Raw genomic sequence first — 22,446 nt, forward strand, 5'->3', positions numbered from 1 at the left:
TGGCATGAACGCGCCTCCGCATCTGCTCGATCTATCCGACAAATACGAGATCCATCTACTTAGCCATTAAGCCATGCAAAGAGTATTAGAACCCGAAGTCATGGACAGTTTGGAAGAAGCTGTTGAATATGACTCGATGGACTTTACAGAAATAAATGGGGCATTTGCTCAACGGGCAATTGAGATAGGAGCAACAAATGCAACTGTTCTAGATGCCGGAACCGGAACCGCTCGAATTCCTATCTTAATTGCACAGCAACGCCCTGAATGGCAAATTCTCGGAATCGATATGGCAGAATCAATGCTGCAACTTGGTAGAGAAAATGTAGAAAAAGCTGGGTTGCAAAAACAAATCATTCTGGAATTTGTTGATGCCAAGAAGTTACCTTATCAAGACGGAGAATTTGATATGGTAATTTCCAATAGCCTGTTTCACCACCTACCCAATCCACTGCCATTCTTGCAAGAAGTGAAACGAGTGGTAAAGCCGCAGGGTGCTATTCTCATCCGAGATTTAATTCGTCCTCCAAGCGAGGAAATAATGAATAATTTGGTGGAAAGTATCGGTACAAATTACAACAAACATCAAAAGATGTTATTTCACGACTCTCTCCACGCTGCGTTTACCTTGGATGAAGTGCAGGACTTCTTGCAACAAGCTGGTTTGGAGGGTGTTACAGTTTATCGATCGAGCGATCGCCATTGGACAGCGGAACGAGCCTGGGTTAATCCCTCTTAAATCCGCTTGAATCGCCCTTATCTTTCCTGAGCCTCATTCTCATCCTCTCTTTGCTCAGAGCGGTGTTGCAGGTGGAGTGAGGTTCTTTAGTAACAAGAGTTAGAAGAGGTTAAAGCAATCGTGAAAGTAGGATTTTTCGGAACTGGGTTGATGGGACAGCCGATGGCTAAAAGGCTCTTAGAAGCTAAAGTTCCAGTGGTTGCATACAATCGCACTCAGTCGAAATTAGCACCTTTGCAGGATGCTGGCGCTAAAATTGCCGACTCTCCACAAGAGGCAATTCGCGAGTCTGAGTGCGTGATTTTGATGCTGACAAACGCTATAGCAATTGATGAGATTTTGTTGTCTGAGGCTTCCCGACTAGAGTTAAAAGGGCGTACAGTCATTCAAATGGGAACGATCTCACCCACAGAAAGTAAAGGGATCGCTTCCCAAATTGTTGCAGCGGGTGCAGAGTATATTGAAGCACCCGTGTTGGGCAGTATTTCGGAAGCAGAAGCCGGTAAATTAATTGTCATGGTAGGTGCTTCCGATGAGCAATTTCAACAGTGGTCGGATTTTCTAAAACATTTTAGCTCTGAACCTCTACATATTGGCTCAGTCGGTGCTGCCGCTGCTGTCAAATTAGCATTAAATCAATTAATCGCTTCCCTTACCAGTGCTTTTGCCCTTAGTTTAGGTTTTGTTCAACGTCAAGGTGCCGACGTTGAGCTGTTTATGCAAATCTTACGGCAAAGCGCCCTTTTTGCTCCCACTTTTGATAAGAAATTGCAGCGGATGTTAGATAGGAATTATGAAAATCCCAATTTCCCAACTAAACATCTGCTCAAAGATACTAACTTATTTCTCAATGAAGCTAAGTTAAATGGCTTGAATGTCAGCAGTTTGGAAGGTATTCGCCAAATTTTAGAAATGGCACAGGACATGGGTTTAGCGGATGAGGATTATTCGGCGCTATTTTCTGCGATTAATCCTGAAGATGAATGAGTGTTTTAACGCAAAGCTACGCTAAGCTAAGCGCAAAGGTTCGCGAAGATTCTTAGCGTACTTCTACGTTCATAATTTTTTAGTAAAAACGGAATAAACTAGGCAAGCAATAATATTTTCTGAATAAAAAATTAACCAAGCCTTAATCAAAGCTTTGCCGAAGGTTGATGAACGCCAATTAAGCTGTTCAACGCATAAACGCGGAGAACACCATGTCTTTATCACGGCGGCAATTCTTCACCCTGGCAGGCGCGAGTGCTGCGGGTGCTGTATTAATGTCCCCTCTAGAAGCGCTCTATACCAAAGCAGCCAGGGGTCAATTAGTGAGTGGGGGAGGTTATGGCCCGCTGATTCCAGATCCCAATGGTTTATTGGATTTACCACGCGGATTTCAATATCGCGCTATTTCTCGGACTGGAGACATGATGAACGATGGCAATCCAGTACCGGGTGGTCACGATGGGATGGGTGCTTTTCCCGGTCCTAATAACACAACTATCTTAATTCGCAATCACGAATTAAGCCCGAATTCTACCACGCAAGTTGTCGGACTCAAATACGATAATCTCTGTAAAGGTGGCACAACAACTCTAATTGTAGGGGCGAATCGCCAAATACAAAGTCATTTTGCTTCCCTAGCAGGAACCTACCGCAACTGTGCAGGTGGCACGACTCCTTGGGGTTCGTGGATTAGCTCTGAAGAAAATACATCAACTCCCGCTACAAACGATCCAGTTAATATTACGGGAAATGTCAACCAACGTCACGGTTATAACTTTGAAGTTCCGGCGAATGCAAAAACAACTGTGACTCCCGTGCCTTTAAAAGCAATGGGGCGTTTTAACCACGAAGCGGTTGCAATCGATCCAAAAACTGGAATTGTTTATGAAACTGAAGATAGAGGCAATGGTCTCTTCTATCGCTTCATTCCAAATCAACCGGGCAAACTTGTAGAAGGCGGTGTTTTGGAAGCTCTGAAAATTAAAGGAATGCCCCAAGCAATTACTAAAACTAACTTCCCGGTGCGTCAACCAATGCAAGTTGAATGGGTTCGCATCGACAATCCCGACCCGGATACAGATACTGTCCGCGTCGAAGGCTTTAGTAAGGGTGCAGCCCAATTTACACGTGGGGAAGGCATCTGGTACGGCAACGGTGAATTTTACTTTTGTTGCACAGATGGTGGCGCTGCCGGACTCGGTCAAGTTTGGCGCTACGTTCCTGGGAAAACAGCACAAGAAGGCGGCACTCTTGAACTTTTTGTTGAACCAAATGATGTAAATGTATTAGATAGTCCTGATAACATTGTTGTGGCTCCTTTTGGCGATTTGATCATCTGTGAAGATGGTGACGACGAGCAATTTGTAGTCGGCGTCACTCAAAAGGGCGAACTCTACCAATTTGCTCGGAATGCTATCAATGATAATGAGTTCGCTGGTGCCTGTTTTTCGCCCGATGGTCAGACCATGTTCGTGAATATCCAAACTCCTGGCATTACTTTTGCTATCTGGGGACCTTGGGCGAAAGGATAATAAGGGGTAATAGGTAATAGGTAATGGGTAATGGGTAATGGGTAATTCTTGCAAAGATAGGAAATTTCGCATCTCTACAGTTACTCTTTCTGATTACCCATTATCTGCAAGGTAAACATTCGTGGTATAGGTTAAATACACATAGCCGCGCTCATTACAAGCGCTTGCATACAGTTCTTGCAAATCTGTCACAAGTTGCTGGTACGCCTCACCTTCTTTGGGGATGTAAGATACACTATTTACCCTGCCAATTAGTCCCTCTAAATCTAGCTGCTGCTGGTACTCAAAAGTATGGCACCGGACATCTGGAAAATGGGGGCTGGTTAGTAGAGGAGCGACTGAAACCATCCGCTTCTCTGCTGGATGATTGTTTGATGCAATCTCAACTAAGCGGCTGTAATTTGCTGTGAATTGCTCGTTTTGATTGCGATCGTTCCACACTACCGCTAGTCGTCCTATTGGCTTAAGAATGCGGCGAAATTCTAGCAATGTTGGTTCGGGATTAAACCAATGGAAAGATTGGAAGCAAGTCACTAAATCAACAGATGCGTTGGGTAAATTCGTGGCTTCTGCTGTTCCGTCACGAAACTCTACCAAGGAATGCGGTGATGCGGCGTCTCTCATTGCGGCGTTTGGCTCGATAGCGATCGCATTCACTCCACGTTGAGCTAACAAACGCGAGGAAATTCCCGTCCCTGCACCAATATCTGCGGCGACCAGTTGTAAAGGATTTCCTAATCCCTTCAGGATAATATCAATAGCGGCGTCTGGATAGTTCGGTCGATACTTGGCGTAATCCTCTGCTCGGTTGGAAAATCGGCTCAGCGGATTCATTGCGTGCAACAGCGTGTCTTTTGAGTTACTTTCTTTCACCAGCGTCACTCACTAATAAATTTTGACGATTTTCGGTATAAGGCTAGAAAAAAAAGAATAAAAGTTTCTTTCTTCACCCTAGTTTATTTTTTCACGTAAAAGGTCTGATTAATAATAAAATTAGCATTTTTTTAGGAGTTTCAATTATCAAATGATGACTCTTTTACCTATACCTTTGTTGATTTTTTCCTAAATGTTTATTAGTGGAATGTAAACAAAGTTCTTTCTTCAAGATAAAGAGAAACTTTTTATCTTGAACTCTAGACTTTACTCAAGTTCTTATAATATTATAAATTTTGATAAGGAAGAACCATCCTTAAATATTTATTTAGGATATATTTCGATTATTCAAATAATAGCGCTAAGCCTAAGAATTTGTAGTAACCGCAATACGATTTCCTAAATTTCAGTTAAGAGCGATCGCGATAAACTCACGCGATCGCTCTTAACTGGTTTGTAAAATATCAGCGATCGCAAATGCAATAGCCATTGAAATAAGCCCCAGGCTTCCATCCTGGGGCTTATATTTGCTTTAGACGATTAAAGCTCTCAGCGGCGTTTTTTTCCGGTTCGTCGCCGCAGCTTCTGTGCCAGCGACGAAGCTTCCCGTTCGGCTTTGTAGAGATCGATGGATCGAGCCGTCAGCACTAACGATCCATCAAGCTTTTGCCCGACGTAGGGGAGACTGGTTGCTTTATACTCGCAAATGTCAGCTTTACCCCGAAGGGATTTCAAGTCTGTATTAACTTGAGCTGAGATTGCCTTGAGTTCCTGTATTGCTGCCTCTAGCTCCGCTGAAAGCCGATTGACTTGGGTTGCTTGCGCCTCTAGGTGTTTTAACTTTTCATTCAGATGTTCCTGTAGCAGTTCCTGATAGGTTTTCACCCGTAGTGACGGAATTAACCTTCTGGAATCGCCTGTCTTTCGAGGTCGTCTTTCAGTATTGGCGATCGCTGGCGATGGAACGCGCTTGTGTTTGGCATCACCTTTTACGGGTTGACGGTCTTCGCCACGTTTCATCTGGACTACTTTGAGGCTGGCTTGCAGTTTTGTCATGTCGATGGCTGGATGGCTACCTAACGACTTGGATGCGGACGCAATCAGTACAATTGTACTATAGCGGGAGGCGATCGCTACTTACTCTGGTTTTTTTTTCAGTGGTAGAGCAATATAAGTGGGAGCGCAGTCTACCAAAACGTAAGGAGTGCATACAATGGTGCGAACCGCCTCAACTATGTTGGCGTTGGGCACGACAGCCCCAGATTTCCAGTTGCCGGATGTGGTATCTGGTCAAACCATTTCCCTTGCCACTTTTGCCGATAAGCAGGCATTGCTGGTCATGTTCATCTGCAAGCATTGCCCCTTTGTAAAACACATTCAGGGAGAACTCGTGCAGCTTGGCAAGGATTACGTAGGTGAAGAGATTGGAATTGTGGCAATTAGTGCCAACGATGCCAGCAACTATCCAGATGATGCCCCCAACTCACTCAAAGCAATGGCGAATGAGCTGGGATTCACCTTTCCGTTGTGCTACGACGAAACTCAAGAAACTGCTAAAGCTTATACCGCTGCTTGTACCCCAGACTTTTTCCTCTTTGATGCCAACCAAAGTTTGGTTTATCGCGGTCAATTAGATGACAGTCGCCCCGGTAACGATCGACCCGTCAACGGCAAAGATTTACGAGCCGCAATAGATGCAGTGTTAGCCGGTCAATCAATCCCCTCAGACCAGAAGCCTAGCATCGGCTGCAACATCAAGTGGAAGCCGGGGAATGAACCGACATATTTTCCTCATTAATCGCAGCAACAGGGACTTGTGGAAGGGTGCAGAATCAAGCTTGAAGGTTATAAAGATGATATGAAACCTTCCCGGCTCCCTCTTTCCAGCTGCCTCTTCCTGCTTGCCTTCGTGAGCGGATGTCAAAATCAGAAACCAACGAATGCCGAGATGGAGGCGTGGAGAAATGAGGCAATGCAAAAAAACGCCGCAATGGTTGCTGCTCATACGAACAATCGACAGCGGCAACAGTGGAATCTAGAAATTCAGGGGAAAACGGCGGCGGGAAAATCCGTGCGGTTGACTATGCAAGAACTAGACGCGATCGCAACCACCCATATACGGACGCGATCGCCCCATAATACCAGCAACAACCCCGATCGGATTTTTGACTTTCGGGGTGTTGCTATCTCTAAACTGCTCGACAAGTTCGGCATCACTAATAGTAAGGAAGTAACGCTTGTCGCTTTCGATTCCTACCGTGCCACCGTCAGCATTGCAGACTTGCGTGCGTACCCGATTATCATTGCTTTAGAGCGCGATGGAATGCCCATTTCCCGCAGCGAAGGCGGCCCGCTTTCTCTGGTATTTCCTTACACCGAGTACCCGCAGCTTGAGCAAAAGTATCCCGACCGTTTTTGGGCATTTTACGTGACCAACCTGATTGTCGGTACCGAGCCAGTACAACTGCGCGTTGGCGAAACCCCGCTTGATGCCAAAACCATCAGCCAACTGCCACAAGTCACCATCGAAGAAGCTGTTGGCTACCCGATTGGGTGGCCTATTGGCAAAGTCAAGCTCACGGGCGTGCGCGTGCGGGACGTTCTTGCGGCTGCCGGTGTTACCCTGCCAGAAAACGGTATGGTTATCATTCGGGGAAAAGCGCCCGTCTCTCGCAATGCCCTGAATCCAATTCGTTTGGCAGCTAACGAGGTGCGAGACTGCGATATTTTGTTTGCCACGCACTGGAGTAACGAACGCAATCCGATTCCTGCCAAAATGGGTGGTCCGATAACGCTGGCTTTCTCCAGCAATTGTCAAGCGAGATCCGAGAATCAGCGCTGGCTCACTTTTGTGGAACAACTGGAGGTTAGTAAATAATGGCGAATGGTTAGTCTGAGTTTTGAGTTTTGAGTTTTGAGTTTTGAGTTCCAAGAAAATTATTTTATTCAAAAGTTTTAACTTTTGAGAGTTTTGAGTTTCAAGAAGATTTTTTCGTTCAAAACTAAAAATTTAAAATTTCAAACTTTTTAGAAATTACCAAGTAACCATTACCAATTAACCCTGATGAAAGTTGCCGCGTTCCGTTCAATTCATACACGAATTATGACCGCCACGACACTCTTGATTGTGGCGATTGTTGGTTCTGTGGTATGGCTGTGGGCGAAAAACGAGAGACAACTCTACCGGGAACAGAAGCGGCGTGAAGTCCAGCAGCTAGCGATCGCCTTATCTAATACCTGGACAAACGAACTTGAAGACCAAAATTGGGGTCAGATTCGGCTCGGTTTCAATCTGCTACTGAAGCGCAACCCAGATTTCGTTTACATTCTGATCTCCGATGTGCGCTTGTCAAATCAAATCGTCGCCGCCAGCGAAAGCGAACTTCAGGAACAGTATGTTCCCGATATTGTGCCTGTGTGGGTAACGGACTCGGCGCTGGCAGTATATGACGATACCCGTGTTGTCGAGACATTCCTCCTGCGCGACATTACTTTCAACCGCAAAGTGCGGGCACGCCAAGGTGAAACTGCCATCGAAGTTGCCGCCGCGATTCGCAACTCTTCGGGGCAAAAAATTGGGACGTTGCGGATTGGGATGTCGCTGCGGCAGGTCAATCAAGCGGTCGCGATCGCTGTCGAAAAAGCGCTGTTTGTGGGGGTTTTTGCTCTCTCCTTGGGTCTTTTCGGTTCCTACCTGTTGGCAACAGAACTCAGTAGTCCTGTGCGGCGGTTGCAAGTGAGTGCTGCCAAAATTGCCGCAGGCGATTTACACCATCGGGCTGAAATTTACCGCAAAGATGAAATCGGCGCTTTAGCGATCGCGTTCAATGATATGTCGGCGGCGCTACAAGGTTTGTTTAGCCGACTACAAAAAACTATCGAGTCTTTTCATCGATTCGTACCAGAGAAATTTCTTCTGGTGATTGCACCCGACGGCATCGAGAACATCCAAGTCGGCTTTGCCTCGACGCGCACGATTACGATCCTATTTGCCGATATTCGGGGCTACACGGCAATGTCAGAACAAATGACGCCCTTAGAAACCTTTTCATTTTTAAATGACTACCTCGCCTGCATGGGGCAAGTGATTGACAAGTCCGGCGGCTTCATTGACAAGTATATCGGCGACGCGATTATGGCGCTCTTCGATGATGAAGCGACGGACAACGCTCTGTACGCAGCATTAGCAATGCGACAGCGACTTAAACTATTGAATGAAGAGCGATCGCATCAAGGTTTGCCAACCATCGACATCGGTATTGGCATTCATCGAGGCGAGGTCGTCATGGGTACCGTTGGATTTAGCTCCCGTATCGAGTCTACAGTTGTTGGGGATGCCGTAAACGTAGCCGCTCGTGTCGAAAGCCTCACCAAAAACTACGACAGCACCATCCTCGTTACCAAGCCAATCGTCGAAGCGCTGCGCCACCCCGACACTTTCCCCCTGCGCTTAGTCGATAAGTTTGTTCGGGTGAAAGGTAAGGAAGAGCTAGTAGCGATTTACGAACTTGATGCAGTGTAGGTTATTTACCGAGTCTATTTCCTCGATAAGCTCCTCTCTTCTCTTCCTCTGCGCTCTCTGCGTCCTCTGCGGTTCGTTTTTCCCAAATTAAAGAAGACTGTTATATATTCCAGGAAAGGCTGAAATTTTAAAAATTCTTAATGTCTCCGCTTCAAGGATTTTGAGGATTTTGACCCGATAAGGCAGCGCTCAAGAATCTTCAACTAGACAAACTGATTAAGATTTTAAAAATGTATCAAATGCGCCAGTTTTTTTTACAGAATGGTGAATAATTTACTCATATAAATCTTGCTAATTACTCAGTATTCTAGGAGAGCCTCACCCCTTCTCTTGCGCCCCTCTGTATCTGAGGGAAAGTGGCTGGGTGAAAATTTCAAATGATGCCTATTTAAACGGGTTTCCTTTCAGATGAATCCCTTCATAAGTTTTGCCCGTTAAAGCTTACAGCTATTTTGAATAATACCGAAAGAGAAAACGAAACCCTGGGAAATAGAGGTTACAAGCAGGTGTGGCTTGAAATTTAATCTTCAGCACTTCCATAAAATCTGATTTGGCAAGTAACCATAAAGATAGACTTTTAAAATTAAAAATATTTCAAAAGAAAGGTTTCATTGGCAATAGGCAGCTTCTGTAACAAAGTCTACCGTTTCAATTTTTAAAAGCGCCTAACTTAGCATAAAAAGCAGTATTTAACAGCGAGAGCAATAGCTGTACGGTTACACGTGCAATTGCGCCAGATACAGGTACGCAAGGAGGAACCGTGACTAACGTAACCACGCCTACAGAAGCAATAAAGGCAACCAAGCCTACGGAAAAACTAAATAAGATTGAAAAAGCCAAAGCTGCAAAACATCCCCTATTGCTGAAGCAAGAACTGGAGCATTTTGCACAAATTGGCTGGGAGGCGATGGACGAGTTTGAGCGGAACCAAGGGCTAAAGTGGTTGGGTTTTTTCCATCGCACGGTGACACCCGGCAAGTTCATGATGCGAATGCGGATACCCAACGGCATTTTGACCAGCACTCAGATGCGAGTACTGGCTGAAATCGTGCAACGCTACTGCACGGGTTCGGGATTTCAAAACCAGGGAAACGCCGACATTACCACCCGACAAAATTTCCAATTGCGAGGGATTCGGATTGAGGATATCCCAGAGATATTCAACGGTTTGTTAAAAGCGGGTCTGACTTGCATTCAATCGGGAATGGACAATGTTCGGAACATCACGGGTTCGCCAGTTGCAGGCATTGATGCGGCTGAATTGATTGATACACGGGGGATTGTCCGCAGCCTTCAGGACATGATTACCAATAACGGTGAGGGCAATCCCGAACTCAGCAACCTACCCCGAAAATTTAACATTGCCGTTGCCGGGGGTCGGGACAACTCCGTTCATGCCGAAATCAACGACCTTGCCTTTATCCCCGCTTACAAAAATCACATCATTGGATTTAATGTCCTCGTAGGCGGCTACTTTGCGCCCAATCAATATGTAGAAGCCATTCCTCTCGATGTTTGGATTCCTCCTGAAGAGGCTATCTCTTTAAGTAAGGCAATGCTGGAGGTTTTCCGGGATAATGGTCCCCGCGAGAATCGGCTAAAGTCCCGGATTATGTACCTGATTGAGGGCTGGGGCGTTGAAAAGTTTCGGGCGGAAGTCGAAAAACAACTAGGGCATTCGCTGGAATCGGCGGCTGAAAAAGATGAAATTGACTGGGACAAGCGCGACCATATTGGCGTTTATTCTCAAAAGCAACCCGGACTGAACTACGTCGGTTTGCACGTCCCTGTCGGTCGCTTGTATGCCCATGAAATGTTTGAACTTGCGCGAATGGCGGAAGTTTATGGCGGCGGGGAGATTCGTCTGACTGTCGAACAAAATTTGATTATCCCCAATATCCCGGACACGCGCTTAAGTCCCTTCTTAGAAGAACCACTGCTTCAAGAACGGTTGTCTATCGATCCAGCCATCTTGAACCGGGGGCTGGTTTCTTGCACAGGTAGCGAGTTCTGCGGCTTTGCGCTGATTGAAACGAAAAACCGGGCGCTTGCCTTGATTCAGGAACTGGAGGAAGAGTTAATTCAACCGCATCCGGTTCGCATTCACTGGACAGGTTGCCCAAATTCCTGCGGTCAACCGCAAGTTGCAGATATTGGCTTCATCGGTACGAAGACACGCAAAGATGGTCAAACCGTAGAGGCGGTGGATATTTGGATGGGTGGCAAGGTCGGGAAAGATGCACACCTGGGCAAAGAAATCATGAAAAAGGTTCCTTGCGAGGACCTCAAGTCAGTGGTGAAAGACTTGCTGATCGAACACTTTGGGGCAATTCCCAAGCAGCCACAAGAAAAGCTAGAAGCAGAGATTGCCGTTAGTCGTTAGTCATGCGTCATTAGTCACTTGCTAATTACGAATGACCCATGACCCCTGACTAATGACCCATGATCCATGACCCATGACCCATGACGAATGCCATGAGTGACTCAACAAAAACCCTCTGCCCTTACTGTGGCGTTGGCTGTGGCTTAGAAGTTTCGCCGCCAGCAGCTGCAAATCGGGAGACAAATCGAGATAGCCAAGGAAATCCGATCTGGAAAGTTCGGGGCGATCGCTCTCATCCCTCCAGTCAAGGTATGGTATGTGTCAAAGGAGCGACGGTTACAGAATCGATCGATCAAAACCGTCTCCTCTACCCGATGATGCGCGACTCTCTGGATGAACCCTTCCGTCGCGCTTCCTGGGAGGAAGCCTTAGATGCAATTGTCAGTCGCATGGGTTCCATCCTGAACTCCACTGGCCCAGATGCCTTATGTCTCTATGGTTCGGGTCAGTTCCTGACGGAAGACTACTACCTTGCCCAAAAGCTTTTTAAAGGAATCTTGGGCACGAATAACTTTGATACCAACTCGCGCCTATGTATGTCTTCCGCTACAGCAGGGTATTTTTACAGCCTAGGTTCGGATGGTCCGCCTTGTTGCTACGAAGATTTAGAACTAACCGACTGTGCTTTTATCATCGGTAGCAACACCGCAGAGTGTCACCCAATTATCTTCAATCGGCTGCGGAAACACCATAAACAGAACCATCACGTCAAAATGATTGTGGTCGATCCGCGTCGCACCACCACCGCCGAAGCCGCCGATTTGCATCTAGCCATTCGACCCGGTACGGATATCGATTTACTCAATGGCATCGCTCATTTGCTTCTACGATGGGGCAAGATGAATGTTGAATTCATCGAGGATTGCACCGCAGGCTTTTCCACCTACGCTGAGGTGATTCAACACTATCCACCGGAAGTGGTCGCCGAACGCTGCGGCATTTCCGTGGATGACTTGATAACCGTTGCCAAAATGTGGGCTGATTCTAACCGAGTCCTCTCTATGTGGACAATGGGTTTGAACCAATCTTCCGAAGGGACTGCGAAAGTCTCCAGCTTGATCAACTTGCACCTGATGACGGGTCAAATTGGCAAACCCGGAAGCGGCCCTTTTTCCCTAACGGGTCAACCCAACGCGATGGGGGGACGGGAAGTCGGGGGTTTGGCTCATTTGTTGCCCGGATATCGTTTAGTCAAGGATAACCAGCAGCGAACCGAAGTTGAGCAGTTTTGGAAGCTTCCCGCTGGGAAGATTTCGTCGGTTCCCGGTCGCAGCGCTTGGGAAATTATCACTGGACTAGAGACGGGAGAGGTCGAGTTTCTCTGGATTGCAGCGACGAACCCGGCGGTGAGTATGCCGGATCTGGAACGAACGAAAGCGGCGCTAAAGCGATCGCCTTTTACGGTCTATCAAGATGCCTACTATCCCACGGAAACTGCTGCTTTTGCTCACGTTCTACTTCCGGCGGCGCAGTGGGGGGAAAAAACTGGGACGATGACCAATTCGGAAAGAGTCGTCACCTTGTGTCCAGCTTTTCGCAAACCCCTAGGGGAGGCAAGGGCAGATTGGGAAATCTTTGCAGAAGTGGGTCGTCGCTTGGGATATCCCGAACAGTTTGCTTATACTCACTCATCGGAAATTTATGATGAATTTGTACAGCTAACAGGCGATCGCCTCTGCGACCAAACTGGCATCAGCCACGAACGTCTGAAAAAAGAAGGCCCCATTCAATGGCCCGAACCGATTGAAAATGCCAAATTAAAAATTAAAAATGAACCGAGAAAATCTTCCCTCAGCACTCCTAAAAGGCTTTACACCGACTTGCGCTTCTCGACACCGGATGGACGGGCGCGTTTTGTTGCCAAGCATTCGCGGGGACTTACAGAACCCCCCGATTCAAACTTCCCCTTTGTACTGACGACGGGCAGGCTGTACGGGCACTGGCACACGCAAACTCGTACCGGACGGATTGCCAAAATCAGCCAAATGCATCCGCAACCGTTCATTGAGATTCATCCCCGCGATGCTGCGAATTTAGCGATTCAGGAGAATGACTGGGTGGAAGTGCGAAGTCGTCGCGGGACTTCTCGATTCCCAGCCAAAGTCACTCAGACCATTTCTCCCGGTACAGTTTTTGTCCCCATTCACTGGGGCGATCTTTGGGCGGATGATGCCGAAGCGAATGCCCTGACTCACTCCGCATCCTGTCCCGATTCTCTACAACCCGAACTAAAAGCTTGCGCCGTGCAACTGGTGCCGATTGCTGCCCATCTAATCTCTGAGGGGTATATGCTTCCAGAGACTCCACAGACAGAGACTCAACCGAAAGCTTTGTCCTCACCGCTGCGTGTTTGAAGCGATCGCAAAAGCTTTGGTTTTCTATCCGCTTTCACGCCTAAATTTCTACCAAAAGTTTACCGTTCTGGGTTAACCCGAACGCTATCCGCTTTTTCTCCAAAAGCGCTCCACAAGCCTGCCTCTCCCAGCGCGATTGGTGTCTGGGATTGGAGTTTTGCAAACGTTGAACTATAAACAACCGGAATCAACCCGAAAATCATCGATACCACCGTAACCAAAAGCACCACCATCAATGGATTAGAGGGTTCTTCCTCCGCTATCAATACTTGGGGGCGTTCTTGCGTTTTCATTACTAAAACCTTTTGATTAATTTCTAAAAATTGTGCATCTATTTAAATCTAGCAAAAATTCTGTAGCTGAATATACAAAAATCTTCTTTTACAAAAGTTTAAAATAGCCTGAACTCGATTTTCTCGGTAGTGAAGAATTTCAGCGAATACTGCACCTATCAAAAGGAGGAAATCAGATTTAGCAAGTTTGCCGAACCCGCTGAGGGATGCAACCACCATCCGTGTCTAGAGAGGAGTCAATGTCAGGAAATGCTCACATAGGATTAATCTAATTTGGCTTGAGATTCTGAGCCTTCGACCAAATAACGCGATCGCATTCTGAAAATATAGAGACTTATCAATATCATTTAATTTTTTTAAGCCCTTACAATCTAATGGCTCCAAGACTATCCACAAAACCTATTAATAAATGCTGAATTAGTAAGATTTGACAGATGTAAACAGACAGCTTCTAGAGCGCCTAACTAGAAAATAGCAGCAGAGAAATCAGCCTAAAAATCCAAGCTGAGGAAAGCAAAAGCAGCTTTTGTAAAAACTTCTCATAACTTCCCTTTGAGCAAAGGGAAGTTATTTGCTTGAAAAAATCAAACGGTTATCGCTCAGGAAATACTCAAAAATAATCACTCTATTACACATTTTGCATTCAACTCATGCAAAATGTGCAATGGAGAAGAAAGAATACTTCACAATACAGATACAATACCTAACAAGATAGAGATTTCAAAAGAAATCTGTCTTTTGTAACAAATTCTACGAACTCAGATTATTCAGTTCATTACTCTAACAGAAGCGCTTATTGCTAAAAAAACTAACGTTCGGCAGCTCGGCTCGATAAGGTGAGATTTTATGTTTGAAAACTTTCAAGCAAAAAATAGACTGAACCCCGTGGCAAGCGCCTAATTACGTAAATTTTTTACCTAGGATTTATATCCTCGATTGAATCTATAAAATTTACGCTAACCCAAGAACAGTTCCCGCTTTGATGCATACTTTACTTGAAAAGAAGAGGTTCTGAAATGTCCGGATTATGGTCATTTAGCGGTCGATACCGCATCTTACACCTGACCTGGTTTGCATTCTTTTTAACCTTTGTCGTTTGGTTCAACTTCGCCCCTTTTGCCACAGCGGTGAAAGCAGATTTAGGTTTAAATGAAGCCCAACTCAGAACTCTCGCTATTTGTAACGTTGCGCTCACCGTTCCGGCTCGAATTATTGTCGGCATGATTCTGGATCGCTACGGTCCTCGGATCACCTATTCATGCCTTTTAATTTATGCGGCGATTCCTTGCCTGATGTTTGCATTTGCACAGAATTTTTCCCAATTAGTATTAAGCCGCTTAGCGCTGAGCATCGTTGGGTGTGGATTTGTGATTGGTATTCGGATGGTGGCGGAATGGTTTCCCCCGAAAGAAATTGGCTTAGCAGAAGGCATTTATGGCGGCTGGGGCAACTTTGGCTCGGCAGGTGCAGCGTTTACCCTCCCGACAATTGCCACAGCAGCTGCCTTTTTAGGGGCAGGTCAAGTTAACTGGCGGTTTGCGATCGCGCTCACCGGAATTGTTGCCGCTATCTACGGAATTGTTTATTACTTAAACGTCCAAGATACCCCTCCAGGTAAGGTTTACCAACGTCCCCAAAGCAGCGCCGGAATAGAAGTGACTACCCAGAAAGACTTCTGGTTTCTATTACTTAGCAACATTCCCTTAGTCGGCGTTTTGGGCGTCATTGCTTGGCGCTTAAATCAAGTTAAATTTCTCAATATCACTCAACTGTATGTCACCTGGTTTCTGCTGCTGTGCTTGTATGCATTCCAAGCTTATAACTGTTGGAAAGCAAATCACAGCTTGATGACTGGTAAAAAGCGCTACTCTGCTGAAGAGCGCTATCAATTTGGTCAAGTCGTCAATTTAGAAATTGCTTATCTTGCCTGTTTTGGCTCAGAGCTAGCTGTTGTTTCCATGCTCCCAACGTTTTTTCAAAGAGGCTTTGGATTGACAGAGGCGCTAGCAGCGGGAGTTGCCGGAACTTATGCCTTTATGAACTTGGCGGCTCGTCCAGGAGGTGGCTTAATTTCTGACAAGATTGGCAGCCGGAAGTGGACGCTGGCAGCAACGCTTGCTGGCACAGGAATTGGCTATCTAGTGTTTAGCGGTTTGGGTGCAAATATACCCCTGTTCGGGGTAGTTATTGTGACCATGATTGCTTCCTTCTTTGTCATGGCAGCGGAAGGTGCGACCTTTGCAATTGTTCCTCTAATTAAGCGGCGCGTAACGGGTCAGATTGCTGGTAACGTGGGTGCTTATGGCAACGTAGGAGCGGTAATTTACCTCACCGTCTATAGCTTTTTACCTCAGGATGCTGCGGGCGATCGCATATTTTTCCAGATGCTAGGAATTGTTGGCTTAATTTCGGCTAGTCTTTGTGCGTTTCTTCTCAAAGAACCGGAAGGCTCTCATGAAGGTGAAGAAGTCGGAATAACATCCTCAAAAACTCCCGTTTTCTCGCACGAACGCGAACAAAATTAATTTTGTTACAAGCGCTAATTGGTAATAGATAAGGTGTTAAGGGTTATACCAACTTAGGTTTAATAACTGCCTTTTTCTAAAACCAAGCGAGTAGGGGTGAGTTTCAATCTCACCCCAATATTTTTATGGCGTGTCGAGCGGGTTTAGAGATATGCTTGGCTACTCATGCTTCCTTACCAATTTAGATAGATTATTAATATTCTTTCTGGATAAAGTTGTTTTTAATACACCTAGACGGGTGATTTGGGATTAAGTTAACCTTGCTTTCCTACTCACACTGCTAGTGACTTTGAGGAGATTTTATGTCGTCTCCCGATCGAACAACTGCCAGCAACGAGCATAACGTATATGCTGATACATTACCTAACGATTCCAACAGTGCAGGCGAACTAACTTATCAGCAAATTATTCTCTGTTCGGCAGTCATTGGAATTGCTGGAGGATTAGTTGCAACGGTTTATTATTACGCACTGGAATTAAGCCTGCATTTTGTTTGGCACACGCTGCCTGGTGTTTTGAATCCTTACTTCCCTAGCGGATTTCCCGCCTGGAATTACGTGTGGATTGCTACCACAATTGGGGGATTTTTTGTCGGTCTCACACTGCACTTCATGGGACTTCCCGGTGAAGTTTCTCTAGTCGTTGATAAGGTACACGATCCAGGACGAATTTCTCTACGCCAAACTCCGGCAATGATTGTCGCTTCCCTGTTTTCGATTACAGCCGGTGGCAGTGCGGGTCCTGAAGCCCCGCTAGTACAAATCAATGGCAGCTTTGGCGGCTGGCTGGGTCAAAAGCTCAATTTGACCCTGACGACAACTCGCGTGCTGACTTTCTGCGGCATGAGTGCGGCATTGGGTGCCTTCTTTGGTGCGCCTCTTGGTGGCGCACTCTTCGCCCTAGAAATTCCCCATCGTCGGGGATTGGAATACTACGAAGCGCTCATTCCTGCCGTGCTTTCGGCAATCTTAAGCTTTTTTGTGTTTCGATTTAACACGGGGTTGACGATTGGGGGGATGTATCACTTTGTCGCACCTCCTAAGCTTTCCCTGGTGAATTTGGGTCAAGGCGCACTGCTGGGGGCGCTAGGGGCGCTGATTGCGATCATCTTTATTGTTCTGTTCCGGAGTATTGGGTACTTGACTCAATACATCGAACACCACACGATTGCGCTGGCTACTTTGGGAGGGTTCGCAATTGGGCTGATTGCTTTAGTGTTTCCCCAGACCCTATTTTTTGGCGAAAAGGAAATTCATACGATTGTCGAAACAGGTTCGACGTTTGGAGTGACGATGTTGCTCGCGATCGCATTCGCGAAGATGCTAGCAGTTAGTTTCACCCTCCACTCCGGTTTCCGGGGAGGATTCATCTTTCCGCTGTTTTACATTGGTGCAGCAGTTGGCTTGGCAATTTCTCTAGCTTTTCCACAAATCCACCCGACAATCGGTATGATTTGCATGATGGCGGCAGTCAACGTGGCGGTGACAAAAACACCGATTAGTTCCACTGTAATTCTCAGCGTGCTTTCAGACACCGCAATGGTGCCGGTTCTGGTGATTGCCAGTTTTGTCAGTTTCCTGTTGACTACCCAAGTCTCGTTGATTCAAACGCAGCGATCGCGCACGCCGACCGGGTTGCAAAACCCCACCTCGCTGCCCCTATATACTGCTGCTAGGGACTTTCCACAAACCAGCCCTTGAATCCTGCCGATATTGAAAGCTTTTCACGATTGTGGTAATGCTCCTATTAGTCGCAGTTTATGCCTTTAGGAGCTTTTTCTTTGGAGAAGTTATTCATCAAAATTTTTGTTATTTTTAATGAATTAATTACCCAGAAAATGAATGAAGACTGACAAATCTACAAATAATTTCTTTCAATTTGAAGCCGATTTTGTAGAGTCCTTGCGTTGCATTCCGATGCAGGTGCGGATGAAATTAGACACTTGCGGCGTCAAACTAAAATTGCCTCACTGGCACCAATTTAGTCAAGCGGAACGACAAACCCTGGTAGAGATGCCCTGTACCACAACAGATGAAGCTCAAGCCTACCGGAAATTACTGCACCAATTCGTTGTAGAACACACAGGCGTCTCTCCCAGTGACCTGCCGATAGAACCTCATCCAGATTGGATGGATGCTACAAAAATACCGGCTAACATTCAGGAAAAGGCAGCAGAATTTGGAGCAATACTGACACCCCAACACTGGGCAGAACTCACTCCCGCCCAACGCTTTGCCCTCATCAAACTCAGCCGCCCCAGTCACGAAAACCAAAACTTTTTACCCGCACTCCAAGAATTTCACTTAATCTGAGCTATCAAGAAATGTGAAAAAAATTGCTACTTACCTTGCTGCGGCATAGTTATTAGGTTACAAACGATGCTGGCAGTGCTAGAGAAAGCGTTTGTGGTTTGTCCCATCACGCTCATTATTCATCTGCCGTCAACTTTACAGGACATCTTCAACATGCCTTTTACCGCTAGCGTTATTTCATGTCAGGAGTGGGGGGCCAGACCCCCCAAACAGTGGTCAGAGGAAACCACACCTAAATACGTGATCGTTCACCATACCGATACGCCCAATCCCCCCAGCCATATATCGAAAGGAACTGTGGATGGAGCGAAAAAATTTGCCAAAAGTGTTCAGAATACCCACATGGATGTTTTCGGCTGGTGGGATTCCGGTCATAATTTTTTGAATACAACGGACGGCGTTCTCCTAGAAGGAAGAAATGGCACTTTAGCAAAAATTAAACGAGGTTTGTGTATTCGCTCGTCTCATGCTGGCAGTGCTCTAGGCAATGAATCGCCGGGAATTGAAAATGAAGGCAGATTCATGACCCATCAGATGGGTGAAAAACAATGGAATAGTTTAGTCGATTTATGCGTTTCAATTTGCAGTTCCTGCAAGATTTCTCCTGATAATATCAAAGGGCATCGAGATTTTTCTGCCACTGATTGCCCTGGTGATTGGTTATACGCTCAACTACCCCGTTTGCGTCAAGCCGTTCGTCAAAAGTTGAGTGCAATCGGTGTTCCGACAGACGATGGTTCCTTAAGAGTTGGATCGCGAGGAGAAAAAGTCAAACAATTGCAGCAGTTTTTGAAGGACAAAGGTTTTAATCCGGGTCCCATTGATGGTAGTTTTGGTACGGGCACAGAAACGGCTGTGATTGCTTTTCAGAAATCCCAAGGGTTAAAGGCGGATGGAGTTGTGGGAACAACTACCTGGAATGCGCTCACCAACCCCACACAAGTGCCTCCAGTTAATCTGGTGAATATGTGCAAATACTACCAAGGGTTGCCTCATCAAGATGATGCGCTGGAGTGGCTTCAGACGCAGATTCCGAAAGCAACCCTCGATGAGTTTGGGAAAAGATGGCGTAAGACAACTTAAAAATGAGTGAGATAAAGTCAGGGGTTAGGAAAACAAACGATTCAGAATTTTCTCTTCCTCCTGGCTTTTATCTGCTTCGACAGCAATCCTTGCAGTAGTTATTAAATTCTCTATTGTCTTGTTGGATCGCCCTGTGGGACTTGGAGCAGTTCATTTCTTCCGAAATCAAATAAGACGGCTATTGGATGATTTACATTATTCGAGAGTCAGGGTTTGATAACATTTAAGGAATAAGTTGACGAACGGCTTACCGCTAGCTTCATCTGTTATTGCCTCTGGCTCGGTTGCTTGAGAATGACTTTTGGCTTGGCATAAGCGGATGAAAAGTCGATGCCCCCCTAATGAAGATTAAACGCGCTCCAAAACATAAACCCGAAAACATTTGGTCGAAAGAATGGGATGATCTACTGCGGGGTGCCGCGGGTGGGTTTTTATTCGGAATTCCGCTACTGTACACGATGGAAGTCTGGTGGATTGGGTCGTTCACGGAACCGCCGGTGATGCTAGCTGCGATCGCTGCCACGTTTATCGTCGTTTTCCTGCTCAATCGCACCGAAGGCTTTCGCAAATATAAGGATATTCGACCGGGTGAAGCGGTGATAGATACCCTTGAAGCGATCGCTATCGGCGTCGTCTGCGCGACAAGTATCCTAATTTTATTGCGCGAAATCACCTTCGATACCTCTTTGGGTGAAGCATTAGGAAAAATAATCTTCGAGAGTGTACCGTTTGCTTTGGGTGTGGCGCTAGCGCGTTCTTTTTTAAGTGGCGATCGCTATCAATCTCCTAACAGCGATGAAAATCCCCCACAACCAGACAAAACCCGTCTCAATGCGACCTTGGCAGATATTGGGGGTACTTTGATTGGTGCCACGATTATTGCCTTTAACATTGCGCCTACTGACGAAATTCCCATGCTAGTCGCTGCTTCTTCCCCTCCGTGGCTGATTGCGATTATTGTTGCCTCGCTGTTAATTTCTTATGGGATTGTCTTTCAGGCTGGCTTTACTAATCAACAACAACGGAAACAACAGCAAGGACTTTTTCAGCGTCCCTTAAGCGAAACTGTTTGCTCCTATTTAGTGTCGCTTCTGGCAGCCACATTTATGTTGTGGTTCTTCCACCAGCTGAGCTTTGACGATCCGTGGCAAATGTGGTTGAGCTATACATTGTTACTAGGACTCCCAGCCACTGTAGGTGGCGCAGCAGGAAGGTTGCTAGCATGAGCCAAACGAATCAAGATAGCAATTCATCCCAACAGCAACGACCGCCGCGATCGCTTGCGGAATGGGTTTCCTTTGCGATCGCGACATCTATTGTGGCGCTACTCGTAGGACTGGTGCTGTATGACTGGGCAACCCAGAAAAATGAACCCCCGACTCTATCAGTCACCGCGAAGGAAAGAGAACTTCGTCAAACTCAAGAGCAATTCTACATCCCTTTTGAAGTGACGAATACTGGTGGAGAAACTGCTGAATCAGTCCAGATTATTGCCGAGTTGCGGGTTAATGGGAAAGTTGAAGAAACTGGCGAACAACAAATTGACTTTCTCTCCGGCGGCGAAAAGGAAGAAGGCGCATTTATCTTTAGCCGCAATCCCCGCGATGGCGAGTTAGTCGTGCGAGTCTCTAGCTACAAGTTACCTTAAGTTTTTTGATAACTGCTCATTTCCCGGTTCGCTGTAATTATTGGAAACGATGCAATGGTTAATAACAAGCTTGTCGCAGCGAATACTCAATTTGCCTTGAAATTATTTAGGGAACTTACAAAGCAGGAGCCTGACAAAAACATTTTTGTTTCTCCAGCAAGCATAGCGATCGCGCTCTCAATGACCTATAACGGCAGTGTGGGGCAGACACAGGCGGCAATGGCGATCGCGCTGGAATTGCAAGAAATGAGCTTGCAACAAGTCAACGAAGCTAACTTACAGTTGAAACAATCGCTAGAAAATCTGGATAACGAGGTGGAGTTAGCGATCGCTAATTCGCTTTGGGCGAATCAGAATGTGGAATTTAAACGGGATTTTTTGAAGCGAACCCAAGAGTTCTACGGTGCAAAAGTAACCAACCTGGACTTTAGCAGTTCCGATGCTTTGGCAACTATTAACAACTGGGTAAGCGAAAACACCCACGGCAAAATCGAGACAATTCTCCAAAAGCTTGACCCTCAAACCGTTTTAATCCTAATTAACGCTATCTATTTTAAAGGTATTTGGGCAAGCCCTTTCGATAAAGAAAATACACACGATAGAGCCTTTACATTACTTGATGGGACGCAGAAACAGTACCCGATGATGTCTCAGCACAGAACCTACCGCTACTACCAAGGTAAGAACTTTCAGGCGGTTAATTTACCCTACGGTAGTGAACAGGTGAGTATGTACATCTTCCTTCCAGATCAAGACTCAAACTTGCAAGCATTCCACAAAAATCTGAACGCTGAAAACTGGAATCAATGGATTTACCAATTCTGGCGAGAGGAAGGAACACTTGTTTTACCCCGCTTTCAGCTAGAGTATGAAGTAGCACTCAATGATGCCCTGATTGCCTTGGGGATGGGAATGGCTTTTGAAGGAGGTTTCCAGCAGATGTCTGCCCAAGACATTGCCATTGCCAGCGTCATCCATAAAACCTTTCTCGAAGTCAACGAAGAAGGAACCGAAGCCGCCGCCGCAACTGGTATAGAAGCCTCATTCGGTCCCCCCGACCCTCCCTTTAGCATGGTGGTTGACCGCCCGTTTTTCTGCGCGATTCGGGATGATGATACTGGAAGTTTGCTGTTTATGGGTTCTATTATGGAGCCACAGACTGCAACATCCAAGCAATCAAACAGGAGTTAGGAAA

18 protein-coding genes are annotated in these 22,446 nt (G+C 46.2%); 15 read left to right on the forward strand and 3 right to left on the reverse strand.

Annotated elements, in window-relative coordinates; genetic code table 11:
• Positions 1-73 precede the first annotated feature (73 nt).
• From H6F52_RS15055 to H6F52_RS15065, 3 genes are all read left to right on the forward strand, one after another.
• Entirely contained in the window at positions 74-739 is a 666-nt protein-coding gene (locus H6F52_RS15055; RefSeq protein WP_190535844.1) for a class I SAM-dependent methyltransferase, read from the forward strand.
• A 120-nt stretch (positions 740-859) separates the two neighbouring features.
• The gene (locus tag H6F52_RS15060; protein ID WP_190535846.1) at positions 860-1,726 is read left to right on the forward strand and encodes an NAD(P)-binding domain-containing protein; all 867 of its coding nucleotides are present in this window, start codon (positions 860-862) and stop codon (positions 1,724-1,726) included.
• Positions 1,727-1,938: 212 nt separating this feature from the next.
• Positions 1,939-3,258: an alkaline phosphatase PhoX gene (locus tag H6F52_RS15065; protein WP_190429334.1), complete on the forward strand. Its 1,320-nt coding sequence runs from the start codon at positions 1,939-1,941 to the stop codon at positions 3,256-3,258.
• 93 nt (positions 3,259-3,351) lie between these two features.
• On the opposite strand, the gene H6F52_RS15070 is transcribed toward H6F52_RS15065, so the two are convergent.
• Positions 3,352-4,131 carry a class I SAM-dependent methyltransferase gene (locus H6F52_RS15070; protein WP_347276218.1) on the reverse strand — a complete coding sequence of 260 codons (780 nt, stop codon included), beginning with the start codon at positions 4,129-4,131 and terminating at the stop codon, positions 3,352-3,354.
• A 549-nt stretch (positions 4,132-4,680) separates the two neighbouring features.
• Positions 4,681-5,187: a hypothetical protein gene (locus H6F52_RS15075; protein ID WP_190415866.1), complete on the reverse strand. Its 507-nt coding sequence runs from the start codon at positions 5,185-5,187 to the stop codon at positions 4,681-4,683.
• Between the two features lie 157 nt (positions 5,188-5,344).
• On the opposite strand from H6F52_RS15075, the gene H6F52_RS15080 reads away from it, so the two are divergent.
• The 5 genes from H6F52_RS15080 to H6F52_RS15100 all read left to right on the forward strand — a co-directional run bounded on the left by H6F52_RS15080 (position 5,345) and on the right by H6F52_RS15100 (position 13,390).
• The gene (locus tag H6F52_RS15080) at positions 5,345-5,929 is read left to right on the forward strand and encodes a thioredoxin family protein (protein WP_190429335.1); all 585 of its coding nucleotides are present in this window, start codon (positions 5,345-5,347) and stop codon (positions 5,927-5,929) included.
• Positions 5,930-6,103: 174 nt separating this feature from the next.
• Positions 6,104-7,009 (forward strand): molybdopterin-dependent oxidoreductase, encoded by a 906-nt coding sequence (locus tag H6F52_RS15085; protein WP_242033954.1) that lies wholly within the window; start codon positions 6,104-6,106, stop codon positions 7,007-7,009.
• 186 nt (positions 7,010-7,195) lie between these two features.
• Positions 7,196-8,653, forward strand: a complete 1,458-nt coding sequence (locus tag H6F52_RS15090; protein WP_190535850.1) for an adenylate/guanylate cyclase domain-containing protein — start codon at positions 7,196-7,198, stop codon at positions 8,651-8,653.
• A gap of 760 nt (positions 8,654-9,413) precedes the next feature.
• On the forward strand, positions 9,414-11,036 hold the full coding sequence (locus H6F52_RS15095; RefSeq protein ID WP_347276219.1) for a ferredoxin--nitrite reductase: 1,623 nt from the start codon (positions 9,414-9,416) through the stop codon (positions 11,034-11,036).
• Between the two features lie 92 nt (positions 11,037-11,128).
• Positions 11,129-13,390, forward strand: a complete 2,262-nt coding sequence (locus tag H6F52_RS15100) for a nitrate reductase (protein ID WP_190535852.1) — start codon at positions 11,129-11,131, stop codon at positions 13,388-13,390.
• A gap of 59 nt (positions 13,391-13,449) precedes the next feature.
• On the opposite strand, the gene H6F52_RS15105 is transcribed toward H6F52_RS15100, so the two are convergent.
• Positions 13,450-13,683, reverse strand: coding sequence for a hypothetical protein (locus tag H6F52_RS15105; RefSeq protein WP_190535854.1), 234 nt, complete (start codon positions 13,681-13,683; stop codon positions 13,450-13,452).
• Positions 13,684-14,699: 1,016 nt separating this feature from the next.
• On the opposite strand from H6F52_RS15105, the gene H6F52_RS15110 reads away from it, so the two are divergent.
• The 7 genes from H6F52_RS15110 to H6F52_RS15140 all read left to right on the forward strand — a co-directional run bounded on the left by H6F52_RS15110 (position 14,700) and on the right by H6F52_RS15140 (position 22,442).
• Entirely contained in the window at positions 14,700-16,208 is a 1,509-nt protein-coding gene (locus tag H6F52_RS15110; RefSeq protein WP_190415878.1) for a NarK family nitrate/nitrite MFS transporter, read from the forward strand.
• Between the two features lie 302 nt (positions 16,209-16,510).
• Positions 16,511-17,908, forward strand: coding sequence for a chloride channel protein (locus H6F52_RS15115; protein ID WP_190535856.1), 1,398 nt, complete (start codon positions 16,511-16,513; stop codon positions 17,906-17,908).
• Between the two features lie 141 nt (positions 17,909-18,049).
• Positions 18,050-18,520: a nitrate reductase associated protein gene (locus H6F52_RS15120; RefSeq protein ID WP_190440017.1), complete on the forward strand. Its 471-nt coding sequence runs from the start codon at positions 18,050-18,052 to the stop codon at positions 18,518-18,520.
• Positions 18,521-18,586: 66 nt separating this feature from the next.
• On the forward strand, positions 18,587-19,603 hold the full coding sequence (locus H6F52_RS15125) for a peptidoglycan-binding protein (RefSeq protein WP_242033283.1): 1,017 nt from the start codon (positions 18,587-18,589) through the stop codon (positions 19,601-19,603).
• 341 nt (positions 19,604-19,944) lie between these two features.
• Positions 19,945-20,829, forward strand: a complete 885-nt coding sequence (locus H6F52_RS15130) for a TIGR02587 family membrane protein (RefSeq protein WP_190429991.1) — start codon at positions 19,945-19,947, stop codon at positions 20,827-20,829.
• Positions 20,826-21,251: a TIGR02588 family protein gene (locus H6F52_RS15135; RefSeq protein WP_190415885.1), complete on the forward strand. Its 426-nt coding sequence runs from the start codon at positions 20,826-20,828 to the stop codon at positions 21,249-21,251. Before H6F52_RS15130 ends, H6F52_RS15135 begins: the two co-directional genes overlap by 4 nt.
• Before the next feature lie 54 nt (positions 21,252-21,305).
• Complete coding sequence (locus H6F52_RS15140) at positions 21,306-22,442, forward strand: serpin family protein (protein ID WP_190535858.1); 1,137 nt, start codon at positions 21,306-21,308, stop codon at positions 22,440-22,442.
• Positions 22,443-22,446 lie beyond the last annotated feature (4 nt).

Source organism: Coleofasciculus sp. FACHB-542, assembly GCF_014695825.1.
In the GTDB taxonomy this organism is placed as follows: domain Bacteria; phylum Cyanobacteriota; class Cyanobacteriia; order Cyanobacteriales; family FACHB-T130; genus FACHB-T130.